Origin of the sequence: Chryseobacterium daeguense DSM 19388, from assembly GCF_000430825.1 — a bacterium.
GTDB classification, from domain to species: Bacteria; Bacteroidota; Bacteroidia; order Flavobacteriales; family Weeksellaceae; genus Chryseobacterium; species Chryseobacterium daeguense.
In genome coordinates, this window is record NZ_AUMT01000003.1 from 102,707 (window position 1) to 115,729 (window position 13,023).

The 13,023-nt window shown below is 35.3% G+C and carries 11 protein-coding genes; 3 read left to right on the forward strand and 8 right to left on the reverse strand.

The genetic code is table 11. The features are described 5' to 3' along the window. The first annotated feature begins 154 nt into the window (after positions 1–154). From H560_RS0104950 to H560_RS0104960, 3 genes are all read left to right on the forward strand, one after another. Entirely contained in the window at positions 155–793 is a 639-nt protein-coding gene (locus tag H560_RS0104950; protein WP_027379025.1) for an alpha/beta hydrolase, read from the forward strand. Between the two features lie 107 nt (positions 794–900). Further along, entirely contained in the window at positions 901–2,232 is a 1,332-nt protein-coding gene (locus tag H560_RS0104955) for a PDZ domain-containing protein (RefSeq protein ID WP_027379026.1), read from the forward strand. Positions 2,233–2,238: 6 nt separating this feature from the next. Beyond that, the gene (locus tag H560_RS0104960; protein WP_027379027.1) at positions 2,239–2,763 is read left to right on the forward strand and encodes a hypothetical protein; all 525 of its coding nucleotides are present in this window, start codon (positions 2,239–2,241) and stop codon (positions 2,761–2,763) included. Here the strand turns inward: H560_RS0104960 and H560_RS0104965 are convergent, their stop codons facing one another. The 8 genes from H560_RS0104965 to H560_RS0105000 all read right to left on the reverse strand — a co-directional run bounded on the left by H560_RS0104965 (position 2,764) and on the right by H560_RS0105000 (position 12,998). After that, on the reverse strand, positions 2,764–3,798 hold the full coding sequence (locus H560_RS0104965; protein ID WP_051289156.1) for a L,D-transpeptidase: 1,035 nt from the start codon (positions 3,796–3,798) through the stop codon (positions 2,764–2,766). A gap of 230 nt (positions 3,799–4,028) precedes the next feature. Next, a complete protein-coding gene (locus H560_RS21090) occupies positions 4,029–5,027 on the reverse strand; it encodes a tyrosine-type recombinase/integrase (protein ID WP_051289158.1) in 999 nt (332 codons plus the stop codon). An 818-nt stretch (positions 5,028–5,845) separates the two neighbouring features. Next, entirely contained in the window at positions 5,846–8,068 is a 2,223-nt protein-coding gene (locus H560_RS21095) for an outer membrane beta-barrel family protein (RefSeq protein ID WP_051289160.1), read from the reverse strand. A gap of 93 nt (positions 8,069–8,161) precedes the next feature. Continuing rightward, positions 8,162–8,578: an EamA family transporter gene (locus H560_RS0104980; protein WP_027379029.1), complete on the reverse strand. Its 417-nt coding sequence runs from the start codon at positions 8,576–8,578 to the stop codon at positions 8,162–8,164. 21 nt (positions 8,579–8,599) lie between these two features. Further along, the gene (locus H560_RS0104985; protein ID WP_027379030.1) at positions 8,600–9,394 is read right to left on the reverse strand and encodes a phosphatase PAP2 family protein; all 795 of its coding nucleotides are present in this window, start codon (positions 9,392–9,394) and stop codon (positions 8,600–8,602) included. A gap of 28 nt (positions 9,395–9,422) precedes the next feature. Next, positions 9,423–10,004, reverse strand: coding sequence for an HD domain-containing protein (locus H560_RS21100; protein ID WP_051289162.1), 582 nt, complete (start codon positions 10,002–10,004; stop codon positions 9,423–9,425). 19 nt (positions 10,005–10,023) lie between these two features. After that, the gene (locus tag H560_RS0104995; RefSeq protein WP_027379031.1) at positions 10,024–12,447 is read right to left on the reverse strand and encodes an outer membrane beta-barrel family protein; all 2,424 of its coding nucleotides are present in this window, start codon (positions 12,445–12,447) and stop codon (positions 10,024–10,026) included. Positions 12,448–12,572: 125 nt separating this feature from the next. Further along, on the reverse strand, positions 12,573–12,998 hold the full coding sequence (locus H560_RS0105000; protein ID WP_027379032.1) for a PepSY-like domain-containing protein: 426 nt from the start codon (positions 12,996–12,998) through the stop codon (positions 12,573–12,575). Positions 12,999–13,023: the final 25 nt, after the last annotated feature.

Here is a 13,023-nt window from a genome sequence, read left to right on the forward strand (position 1 = left end):
AAAAAATATCAAATCAATAAATAATTACGAATATCTAATTTTTAACCCTCAAAAGACGATATCCTAAAATTAGACAGATTGTCATGCGTTTTCAAATGGTCTCATTTTTACTTTAATAAACGGAAAATAAATCGTTATTAATTATCTTTGCCACATGAATTTAGATTACATCGTAAGAGAACCCGAAAATATTACTCCCAACACAACCATCCTCTTTATGCTTCACGGCTATGGAAGCAATGAGCAGGACCTTTTCAGCTTTAGGGAAACCCTGCCCGGCGACTGGATTATCGTAAGCTTCCGGGCACCGAGAGCCACACAGTTCGAAGGATTTTCATGGTATGATATAGATTTTAATGATCCGGAAAAATTTGTTGATATTCCACAGGCTACAGAATCATTAAACAGTGTTCTGGAAAGCATCTTAAAAATCGTAAACCACTATGGAATCACCGAAGGCAAAACCAATCTTTGCGGTTTCAGCCAGGGAGGAATTCTCTGCTATGCCTTAGCTTTGAAATATCCTGAAATGTTCAGCTCTGTTGCCTGCATGAGCAGTTACCCGGAAGAGAAATTGCTTACTGATATTGTAAAAGACAAGAAAAAGATTGAAAAATTAAGATTTTTTATTTCTCATGGGACAGACGATGCTGTAATTCCTTTAGAATGGGGAAGAAAAGCGGCGGATCTGCTGTATGACCTGGGCGGGTATTTTACGTTCAGAGAGTATATGAGCGGCCACGGTGTCAATCAGAAAAACTATATTGATCTCATGGATTTCTTTGCTAAATAATTACGGATCATCAATTATTTTAATAATTTATTGCGATATACACAAGCATTCTCAATTTTGAGAATGTTTTTTATTTTTGATAAGAATAATTTTACTAAATTCAGTAAATGAAACTAAAGTTTTTTTTCCTGATTTTTTTCTTAAGTATTCTTGCTGATGCTCAGGAGCAGAATTCATTTGAAATACAAGACGAAAAGAAAACGGTAATTCCCTTTAAATCAATCAGTAATTTAATTTTCATCCCGGTTAATATCAATGGAGCTGAACTCACTTTCCTGTTGGATACAGGCGTTGCGGAGACTTCTATTTTCAGCCTTGAAAATCAGGAACTGAAATTACAGAATCTTGAAAAGATAAGATTTTCCGGACTTGGAGGAAGCGCAAGCATTGACGGATTTCGGTCTGATAATAATATCGGGAAAATCGGTAAAAGTTTTATTAATCATAGTTTAACCCTTTTTATTATTGTAAATCAGGAATTTAACATTTCATCTCATGTCGGAATTCCGGTAAACGGTATCATTGGCTATCATTTTTTTAAAAATCACCCTGTTATAATAGATTATTCTTCTAAAAAAATTACCATCTACAATGATCGTGAGTTATTTAATAAAAAAATAAAAAAGTTCGAAGAATTCTCCATCAGCATTGAGAAAAACAAGCCCTACCTCTTTGCAGATATAGAAATGACCAATGAAAAGAAAAGTTCGAAATTATTAATAGATCTGGGCAACAGCGATCCCATCTGGCTTTTCCCTAAACTTATCAAAGACTTTGTGTATAATCGCCCTAATATTGATGATTTTCTGGGACGTGGTTTTAATGGGGATATTTATGGCAAGAGAAGCCGGATTCACAATTTTTATCTTGGTACGTTTAAGTTTGAAAAGCCTCTTACCGCAATGCCGGACGAATATTCCATCCAGCATGTAAATCTTGTGGAAAACAGAAAAGGCTCCGTTGGCGGAGATATTATGAGACGTTTTACCGTAGCTTTTGATTATCCCAATCAAAAAATGTATCTGAAAAAAAACAGGAATTTCGACGATCCTTTTCATTTTAATATGAGCGGTCTGGACTTCCGCCAAGACGGTATGGAATGGACAAAAGATATGGTAAACCTACCCACAAAGAATAAAGAGACACCTTCCGGGGGCATTGAAATATTAAACAACAGCCTGCAATATAATTTTGTTTTAAAACCTATTTTTTCCATTGCAGGAGTCCGGAAGGATTCACCCGCAGCCAAAGCCGGCTTGAAAAAAGATGACAAGCTGATCAGCATCAATGGCAAGAAAACTGCAGACATGACTATGGAGAAAATTATTGAAATGATGAAATCTGAAGAAGGAAAGACGATCAATATGCTTATCCTGAGAAAAAATCAGGAAATGACATTGAGTTTTACTTTGGAAGATCCAATACCTTACCAAGATTAAAAAGATATGAATACTGAAGAAATAACCTTAGATAAGATCAGAAGCAGGCCAAGATTTAAAATGTTCACCAATCTGACCAAGGAAGAATATGCCGAAAGCCTCCAAAAATATCTTAATGAGCACAAAGATGAATTTTCCGGAAATATCAATAAAGAAGTTGCCACCATCTGTGTGGAAACAGAATATGAAAGCTACTGGAAACCCAGATTATCATTAAGAATAGAAATAGAAGATGAGAAAACCGCGATCCGTGGCGTTTTTGGGCCCAGCTCTGCAGTATGGACATTTTTTATGTTTCTGTATTTTTCTTTTTCTATCTTATGGATGACGTTTTTCTCAATGTACTACGTGGAAAAGCAGATCAAAAGCCAGGAATATCCGTGGGCACTAACAGCTTCTTTTATTATGCTATTTTTACTGGCCCTTACTTACGCAGCTGCAAGATTTGGCCAATACAAGGGCAAAGAAGAAATGAAAAAGCTGAGAAGATTTGCCGAAGAATCTACTTTGCAATTTGAGAAGCAGGATTAATTACGGAGTCTGAGTTTTCGGATTTTCAGGCATCTGCTCCAATACAGCCTTCGCCGCTTTAATAGAATCTACTACCTTTTCCCTGTTGTCCTGCTCCATTAATATTTTTTCGATGTTTGGCTCGATCATTTTGGTCATTTCTTCTACAGAAATATTATTGGAATTAGGATCATCCAGAAGCTTTCTCCAAGGCTTTCTTTTTCCCCAGCCATAATCTCCGAATACCATTACGGCAGTTCCTTTTGCTTTTGTAGTGGCTCCACCGGGATTTAAAACCCAAGTATCAGCATAAGAATACAGCCACTGTGCATCTTTCATCAATAATCTTAAGCATGAGTGCGATGCAGGATAACCCGGAAGGTCATACTGGTGCCACCCGATTCCGTCTGTATTAAATATATTGAAGTTATAAGGCAGCTTCCACTCGCTGCTTACTGTGGAGATCGCCAGTTTCTTTTTCCAGTTGGCAAAGGTTAATCCGGTTTTTGTTTTTGCTGCCTTTTTACCCATACTTGTAGGGCCCCATTTCACAAGGCTTCCGTTTGAATATACTCCATAAGCCTGAATAGGATAAGAAAAAACCACAAATTTTTTGACACCGCTCAGCACATCAAGCTGCATGGGAAATGGAGAATATTCCATTAAAGTGGTGTCTATTTTTGCAGGAACCACTAAAGTATCAGCGTTCCATTTGTTTTTTGAATCAAGTCTGTTTAAAGCTAATATAGCATAACGTTCCTTTTCCGTATATTTTTTATTGAAAACAGAAAACAGAGAATCTTTCATTTTTTTGTCTTTAGGGAAAACAAAAGCATTGTAAAATCCGTCCTCCTGCATAGCCGGCGGCATAGATTCTTTCTGAACCACAGAATCCTTTTTCAGCGAATCTTTTTCAGCGGCAGGAGTTTCCGTAACAGAGCTGGCAGTATCTTTTAAAGAATCAGTTATTTTTTCGATATCCTTTTTACAGGAAACAAGCATTAAAACAATGAAAAGTGCGTATAGAAATGATTTTTTCACAAATATGTTTTTCATAAATAAAATAAGGGTCAGATTAGTTTTTCTACTCAGTACAAATATCAGACCTAAAAGTGAATAATAAAAATACTTTGTGAAATTACCGTAAAAAACCGGATACTTTTATCTAAAAAAGACAACAGGAGTCAAATTTTACATTCACTCGTGCTGCCAAAACACAAACACTAAAATAAGTATGAAATTAACACTTATGATTTTTAAATAATATAATTTTTCCTGTTAAGCTTTCAGTCAGGATGGTCTTTATATTTTTCAATCAGCTCCAAGGCTTTGGGAAGAAGCGGGATATCCGTGATACTGTCCGTCTTTTGTCTGCGATTCATAATCCACAGGTTCCCATCAATACCTTCTTTGATGTCGGTTCTTTTCAAGAGGAAAATATCAATATACGCGAGCCCGGTATAACACTGAAAAATAAAAATATCCCGGATCATAGTCAGCCTGTTTGAAGTAAAAGCTTTTCTTTCTAAAAGCTGCAGCTCTGATTGAGTTAAAGCTCTTTTTTTACCACGGGTTCTTTTTCCTTTAAACCGTGCAAATGGGTCTGCAGGAATAATTTCTTTGTCAATGGCTTCGTTAACTATTTTTCTGAAGTTACTGATATATTTCAGAGCCGTATTATTCGCCTGATTCTTTACAGTCTTTAAATAGAATTCGAAGTCTTTAATGAACTCATAATTGAGCTCGCGAAATTCCAAATCCTCAACTTTGTATTTATAGAGGATAAAGTTTTGCACATGTCGTCTTGTAATTTCATAACGTTGATAGGTGCCTGGCGCATATTCTATCTCCTCGTCATCGTGGGTCTCAATTCCTAGTTCCTTCTCTTTCCTTTTCCGCTCATCTTTCTTAACTAAAGCATCAAGCCGTTCATTATGTTTTTGAAATTCCTCCAAAACTTTAGCTCTGGACTGATGCTCTCCTTTAATAAAATCAACAATACATCTTGCAGTAATACTTTTCCCCTGGTTACGCTGGTCAACCTTAAATTGGTTAATCGCAGTGACCAGAGAATCCAAAAAGAAATTAAACGACCTCGCATCTTCTTTGGTTCCCGTTGCTCGCTCAGTCTTCTGATCCCAACGGTTGGCATCCCATTTTCTCTTCGTAGAAGTTTCCTTGGGAATGCCATCTACAGTTACTCTCACGTGGACATATCTTTGAATGTCCTTTTTGTTTTTGGGGCTTTTTAAAAAGAATGTAAGCCCATAGCTTTTTTCCAGCATAATCTAAAAAATTTAAAGTTATAAATTTGGAAAAAAAGCTCACTTGAATCAAGTCGTTTCCGGCATACAATAGGTTGATTATCAGCTACTTACATTGTTTTTGTGGCATTTTTTTTTCGAAAAAAAAGTGCCATGAATGCGCCACAAACTTTTTGATTTTAAATAGAAATTTTAAAAAATTCCCAAAAACAAAAAAGCCTGCATTTTTTAAAAATGCAGGCTTTGTGGGCTTCAAATGCGTTTACAAGATAAATTCTCTTACGCTGTTGCGATCCGGACGGGACTTGTTATTTTTTCAAAAAAGCCCTATCCATAAGCTTTATATTGTTCTCTTGTTTAAGAGGTCACCGAATAGGTCACTTTTTTAAACAATCAAGAGATCGTCGTTTTTACTGGTGCAAATATAGATCATTTTTAATTATTTCCAAACTAAGAACATCCTTTTTTTCTTCTACAGTATGCAATCAACAGATAATCAATTGTTTTATTTATAATACTTCTTTGTTATAGATAAAAAAGAGAGAAATTATTGATTCACTACGGCTCAGTCAACAATTGTATGTCAATTTATATGTTTTTGGGATCAAACAATTCTCAGATCTGTCATAATTTTTTAGTTTAAAATCATAAAATCAAATTATTATTTAAAAAAAATTATACTAATTTATTTTTTCTCCAAATTTATAAAATCGGAAAAATCCGATTCATCTACTTTAAAATCAGCACTTTTGATAATAGTTTTAACTTGTAAAATAAAATAATTAAACTAATCCAGTCACATAAAAATATATAAATCTAAGTACTTACATCAGCCCTATTTAATTTCCTTGAGAAGCCGCATTCAAATAATCATCACTGATATCTTTTTCCTTTTTAAAATCTTTTCCAAACTTATAACTGAAGCTGATCCCGAAAGAACGAAGCGGTAAATAACGTATAGAAGATGAGCTGTAATCACCAGTCTCAACAGTTGTCGCCTGTTTGATATACTTGTTGAAAGGATTGGTTGTTGTAATTCCAATACTTGCTTTTTTATTCCAGAACTGTTTTCTCGCTGCTATACTGTAAGTGATCGACTGTGGATTTTTACCCTGAATATTTTTCGCCGCAGAATTATAATTCCCAAATGCTTCTACGATAAAATCTTTTGGAAATAAGTAATTCAGATTTAAATTCAGGCGGTAACGCATTCCCATATCAACGTTCCCAAAATAATTACTGACGATATATCGGTGAAAAACCATCATATTACCACGAAGATTTAATTTATTATTTAAAAAAGCAACAGAACCTGACAATATTCCACCAGAATTATATTCCTTGCCGATGTTATCTCTTCTGGTTACTGAAACATTTGTATAATTTATACCGCTTACCGTATAAATTGGGTAAAAAGTAGTGATTTGTTTCAGATCCTGACTGTTGATCCTTTCTGTAAGGGTGAATGAAAGATTAGCGCCGTTTTCAAAATTCTTATTGTAACCTAATTCCATATTATCCCCTAATTCCGGCTTCAATGCAGGATTTCCTGTTGTGATATTATGAGGATCGCTGAAATTTAAGAATGGGTTTAATTCAGCATATTCCGGTCTTTCAACTCTTCTTGTATAGGCTAATTTTATCGTTTCGCCACTGTCAAATTTATGAGACAAAATGAATGACGGCACGAGCAAACTGTATGATGGAATATTGGTATTCTGATAATCTATTTTTACCGTCGTATATTCGTAACGTGCCCCTGCTCTTACATCAAGCCAGTTATTAAATAATTTTAATGAAGAGGAAATATATGCGGCATAAACTCCCACATCATATTTCAAATGGTAAGACTGGAAAGGATCAAATTCATATTGTCCTGAAAAAACATCTAAAACATTCACATCCGTATTTGTTGTAATGTGCTGGAAAATGGCTTTTGTACCCATTTCCAATGTAATTTGGTCATTGATCGGCTGTACATAATCTACCGACAAATTATGACTGGTATCCGTTCCGGGATTGCTTCCAGAAAAGCCATCATATGGAAATACAGCTCCTGTCAGACTCTGAGTTTGCAAATAATTACTTTTTGGCGAACCGTAACTTACCACATAATCAGCCGTCAATTCCTGTCCTTCTTTTTGGAACGTTTTTCTATAGCTCAAATTTCCATCAATAGAATTTACCGAAGAACGGTTGTCTGAAGTTCTATAACCAATGATCGACTGTTCGGTTGAATGAGAAAAATCATTAATATATTGTTGCTGGTTGATCAAACCGATGCTTTTATTGGCAAAATCATTGTAAGAAATGTAACCTGTTAAGGTGTTTGTTTTGTTGATTGTCCAATCAAAGCCCAATCCCGTACGATAACCGTGTCTCTGAAAATCGGTGTAGCCGTCCTGCAATAATCGGGTTTGAGTGGTAGCTGTATGAGAAATCCTATCTTGTGAAAAAGGTGTTCTGGATTTCAGCTGTGCATTTCCGCTGAAAAAGGTATTTAAGCTGAAATTATTATTTCTGAAATTCAGATTCAAAGATCCTGTTTCAAAACGAGTTCCGGCAGACGCGTTAATCAATCCGTTGATTCCTTTTACTTTGTTTTCGTTCAGGACAATATTGATGATCCCGCCCGTTCCTTGCGCATCGTATCTTGCTCCGGGACTAGTAACCGCTTCAATGCTCTTGATCTGACTAGCAGGAATAGAAGCCAGCGCATCGGCAAGACTATTCCCAAATATGCTGGAAGGTTTTCCGTTGATCAGGAATCTGACATTCGGATTTCCCTGTAACTCCACATTTCCGTCTGCATCCACCGTTACCTGTGGAACTTTTCTCAAAACATCTATTGCGGCTCCACTTTGTGAGGTTATGTCATTGGCAACATTGTAAACAATCTTATCAACTTTATTTTCAACAACCGCTTTTTTGCCGACAATGGTAACTTCCTGAATGGTTTTAACCTGATGGTCTTTTAAAGTGTCAGATGCTTTCTTGTCTATAGTTTGAGCACAGACTAAAGTTGTCGATATTAAAGCGAAAAGAATTGATAGTTTTTTCAAAGCGATGTTTATGATGAGGCAAAAATGAAAGTCAATTCTGTAAACATTTTGAATTCGACTAAAAAGTCAAAATATTTTATGACCGGATCTTTGTTATTTAAAGGCAAGTAAAATAGTTCCGCCGATAATCAACAAAGCCCCGATCGCAGTTTTCAATGTTAATGTTTCTTTAAAAAACAAGAGTGATAAAATAATAGCAATGGCTACACTTAATTTATCTACCGCCGTGACCTGCGAAATGTTGCCTATCTGTAAAGCCTTAAAATAAAACAACCAGGATAACCCAGTTGCAACACCGGAAAGGACAAGGAAAATAACATTAAATTTTGATAATGATCCAATATCTTTAGCTTCACCTCTTATAAAAATAATGCTCCAGACCAATACCAAAATAATTATTGTTCTAATTCCAGTTGCTAAATTAGAATTGATATTGTATACTCCCATTTTAGCAAAAATTGCTGTGAATGCAGCAAAAACAGCTGAAAGCAAGGCATAATAGAACCACATATTTTTATTTTTCGACATCAATTAAAAGGTTTTAACCAAACCAATCCCAACACTTTTATTCTGATAAAAAGGCATAACCATAGTAGCCGAATTTTGATTTTTCCCTCCTATCAAATGATTGATTTTAGGATATAACCAATAAGCCAGTTCCGTGGAAAGAATACCGAATCCGGCTCCGCCAACGACATCCCCAACCCAATGCTTATCATTCAACATTCTATAAACTCCCGTAAAAACCGCGAGTGAATACCCCGAAATTCCGAGCCAGAAATTGGTGTCCTTGTACTCTCGGAACATAAACTGTGCAGACGCAAATGCAATCGCCGTATGACCCGAAGGGAAAGAAAGATTATTGGATTGATCCGGTCTTTCTTCTTTTACAATATGTTTCAACGGAATTGTAATTGCTGAGGTAATCAATATAGATGTTCCGTAAATGATACTTCTGTCACGGAAATTATGTTTTCCTTCTACCCCAAAAGCATTTAATCCATAGACCAAAGCAGCAGGTGCGAATTGGGTGTAATTATCAAGTCTGATGTGATCCGGTTTGTGCTCATTGATCTCATCTCTGGTCGAGAAATTCAGTTGTTTAATCCCTTTTACTGACAAACTTGCAACGCCGTAGCCTATTAAGGCCGTAGGAACAATCAATCTTTTATAATTAAGATGATTTGTTTCTGTATTCAGTTCAACGATGCTATCTTGCTTTGTTTCCTGAACCTGAATCGTATCATTATTTTGGGCAGCAACTTTCCCAAATGTTGAAAATAATATGAAAATGCTGAAAACTGTTTTTTGAGTGAATTTTAACATCTTATGTTTATTAATTTTGATATAAAATTTATTTAGGACAATGCATCTGAATGTTGGTCTCTTTAAATTTCGAAAGAACTTCTTGACCAAAATCTGTGTAATAGGTATGCTCTGAGAGAAACCAACAGTTCTTTTTGAGCCATTCCTCGTCAGTGTAAATCAGTTTTATAAATATTTCAAATTCCCTTCTCAATGCCTTTTCATACTTTGGATAATTCGCTTTTGTCAAATGATACAAATCAGCATCACATAACACTTTTTCGATTAGTGAAGAAGGTTTGGGTGGATATTTTGTGGATTCAATACAGTTTAAAACGGTATCAATAAAATCTTTTTCACATCCATAATTTCCCAAAAAGACCTCAGCTATTTTCTTACTTTCATTTTCGTGACCGAGATATGTGTTTGCATACCCACAATCGTGGAACCAGGCAGCAACTTCTAAAGCAAGCATTTCATTGTCAGAAAGATAGCATTGAGTGCCAATTTCTCTCGCCGCAGCAACAACTTCATAGGTATGGTTGATGTTATGAAAAACAAGCTCATTCGAAAGATTTTCCGAAAGAAACAATATCACATAGCTACTTACAGCTTCTACTAGATTGTTCATATCAGCATTGAATATTTAATTAAAATTTATAACTATAACCTAATCTCACCACCTGAGTTTCGTAATAATCATCGCTTGTGTAAGCAAATCCATTACCCTGAATTTTCTTCTTAATGACCATTGTGTTCAGCAAATCGGTTGCGTTTAAAAATATTTCTCCTTTTCCGTTTTGAACTGATTTTTTTACACCAAAATCCACTGAAAATCTCGAGCCTATTTTCCCTTGCGGAATAATATCCGGAGCCAGATAAACAGCTGTTAGTTGAGCATCAAAACCTTTAGACGATTTAAAAATGTTGTTCAATTTTACATTTCCAGAAATGGCAGTTTCCTGATTGGCAGAAAAAATATTGGGTTGTGGATAAAGATTTTCCACCGAAAATGCATCTATCTGATTTCTGTAGATATTCCCATTGATATTAAAAGAATAGGCTTTCGAAACTTTCTGATTCCATATCATTTCCAATCCTGAATTATAACTTTTTCCTGCATTTTGAAACACCGCATAGATCAAAGTACTTTCAGGAACAATACTTGAAATTCTGGTAATTGTCCCATTCGCAAAACGATGATATAAGGCTGAATACAGATAACCGTTATCCCAATTGTATTTGTGTCCCAACTCAATCGAATTGGTAAATTGCGGTCTCAGTTGCGGGTTTCCAACTTTAATGATTTCAGCATCGTCATATTTCGGGAAAATTCGGATATCAACTTCATTCGGTCGGTCTACTCTTCTATTATAAAATATCGATAACTTATTGTGGTCGTTTAATTTATAAGCCAATCTTAGGTTTGGAAATGGCTGTGTATAATTGTAGCTTTCACTTTCGTAAGTCGGATGATTTGGATTGACGTCATAGTTAATTTTCACATATTCGAGTCTTACACCAAGCTCGGCTTCCCATTTTTCATTTTCAAAAATATAATTACCATAAATGGCAGGAATTAATTCTTTATAGGTCGCCCAACCTCCCGCATTGGCATCTAAAACAGAATTGACGCCCGGAATAAAATACATATTGGTTGGAATGCTTCTGTTTCTCAGCTTAATTCCCGTTTCAATTCGACCGTATTTCAAAGGTTTTACATAATCAATAGTAAAATCATAAACCTGTTCGTCAGACAATAATTTAAAAGCATCAGCTCCTGTTGAAGTCGGCAAATAATTATCATAGAAATATTTCTCGTCTTCTCTGTGGAATGTATAATTGAATCCAACATTTAATACGTGTCCCGCGTCTTTAAATTTGTGCTGATAAGAAGCCGTTCCCATAATTGTGGTTTTCAACTCATCCTCCAAAAACTGCCAAAGGCGAATACGATGTGAAAAATCCCCGTTAAAAAATGGCTGATCTCCACGGTCAATGATCTTTTCAGTTCCGTACAATCCTGAAATTGTCAATGTATTTTGAGCATCAATATTCCAGTCGATTCCAGCTTTTGTGGTCAAATAATTTGTGTTTCTGTTTCTTTTTAATTGTGAATTAATGATTGTTCCGTCGTCGTAAGTTCGCTTTACAAATTCATTTTTATTTAATGTTTCAGTATATAAATTATCAGCCTGAAGAAAAATATTAATCTTATCTTTTCTGTAATTAAGCGAAAGCGAAGGGTTGATTTTTGGCGTAATCGTATATTGAGGTCTTATCGTCGGCAGATTTTCTTTTCTTACCCAATAAGAACCTGTACCATAAGTAAAACCAACTTTTCCGTTCCAGCCGTTTTGCTTGTTTTTCTTCATAATAATATTGATGATACCTGCATTTCCGTTGGCATCATATTTTGAAGAAGGATTGTTGATTATTTCAATTTTATCAATCGCAGAAGCCGGAATATTATCAAGTCCGCTCTGACTTCCGAAACCTGTAAGAGCAGTTTGTTTACCGTCGATAAGAACTGTTACTTTATCATTTCCACGCAATTGCACTTTTCCGTCGTGAACAGTTACACCTGGTAGATTTTGCATACTTTGCAAAACAGAACCTCCGCTTTGACTGATATTATCTGCGACAGAATAGGTCTTTTTATCAAGCTGATTGCTGATTTCATTTTTTTTCGAAGCTGTCATAACAACTTCTTCGATTTTTGTTTCTTTATCAGCTTCTTGTTCAAGCTCTATTGGTGGAATCTCTAAAAATTCGGATAAACTTCCTACAAAAAGTGATTGCCTTTGCTTTCGAAATCCCGAGAGCGAAAATTCCAATTGGTAATTACCAGGCTTGATTCCTGTTAACGAGAATCTTCCTTCTTCATTGGTAATTGTTCCTGCTACAAATGCGGTATCTTTTTCTGTTCTTGCCAGGACATTCACGTAAGACAAAACCAGTTTGTTTGTTTTATTTTTAATCAATCCTGAAATCGTAATTCCTGCAACTTGGGCATACGCCATAGACGAGCATAATACCGTTATCAAAAAGAGCAATAATCTGATTCTATACATTACATTTATTTTGATACAATATTCAGTAATGATTTAGAAGAAATTTTGAATTTTAAAAGTCTAGATAATCAATTTGAAAAAGAAAGCCACTCGTACAAGTGGCTTTCTTTTTTTTCAATCAGATTTTACTCTTTTGCAAGTTTCACAAAGTTACCTTTGGCATCAAACAAAACGTCTCCGCTTTTAACTTCAGCTTCGTACATTACAGAACCATCAGCTTTAGTAATTTTAGAAGCTTCCTTGATTTTGCCTAATTGTTTTTTAGCTACATAAGATGAAGCCATCGCTGGAAGCTGGCTCACTTTAATCTCTGTTTCTTTTTCCTCCCAAACGCCTTGTGCATTGTAGAGAACGCTCATTTCTTCTCCTTTATACTTAAAGCCTGCTTCGTATTTCCCATTTTCTTTTTCCCATTTTGCATCTTTAACTGCAGAAAATTGTTTTTGAAACCCTTTCTGAACTAATGCAGGAATATCCTTCTGTTGAATTTTTTGTGCACTGATGAAACCTACACCAGTAGTCATTGTTAATAGAAATGCTAATTTTTTCATTTTAATTTAATTTTAAATTTGTAGT

Coding starts and splice junctions, on each gene's coding strand:
- H560_RS0104950 (WP_027379025.1), top strand. CDS start 155: ATGAATTTAGATTACATCGTAAGAGAACCCGAAAATATTACTCCCAAC.
- H560_RS0104955 (WP_027379026.1), top strand. CDS start 901: ATGAAACTAAAGTTTTTTTTCCTGATTTTTTTCTTAAGTATTCTTGCT.
- H560_RS0104960 (WP_027379027.1), top strand. CDS start 2,239: ATGAATACTGAAGAAATAACCTTAGATAAGATCAGAAGCAGGCCAAGA.
- H560_RS0104965 (WP_051289156.1), bottom strand. CDS start 3,798: ATGAAAAACATATTTGTGAAAAAATCATTTCTATACGCACTTTTCATT.
- H560_RS21090 (WP_051289158.1), bottom strand. CDS start 5,027: ATGCTGGAAAAAAGCTATGGGCTTACATTCTTTTTAAAAAGCCCCAAA.
- H560_RS0104980 (WP_027379029.1), bottom strand. CDS start 8,578: ATGTGGTTCTATTATGCCTTGCTTTCAGCTGTTTTTGCTGCATTCACA.
- H560_RS0104985 (WP_027379030.1), bottom strand. CDS start 9,394: ATGTTAAAATTCACTCAAAAAACAGTTTTCAGCATTTTCATATTATTT.
- H560_RS21100 (WP_051289162.1), bottom strand. CDS start 10,004: ATGAACAATCTAGTAGAAGCTGTAAGTAGCTATGTGATATTGTTTCTT.
- H560_RS0104995 (WP_027379031.1), bottom strand. CDS start 12,447: ATGTATAGAATCAGATTATTGCTCTTTTTGATAACGGTATTATGCTCG.
- H560_RS0105000 (WP_027379032.1), bottom strand. CDS start 12,998: ATGAAAAAATTAGCATTTCTATTAACAATGACTACTGGTGTAGGTTTC.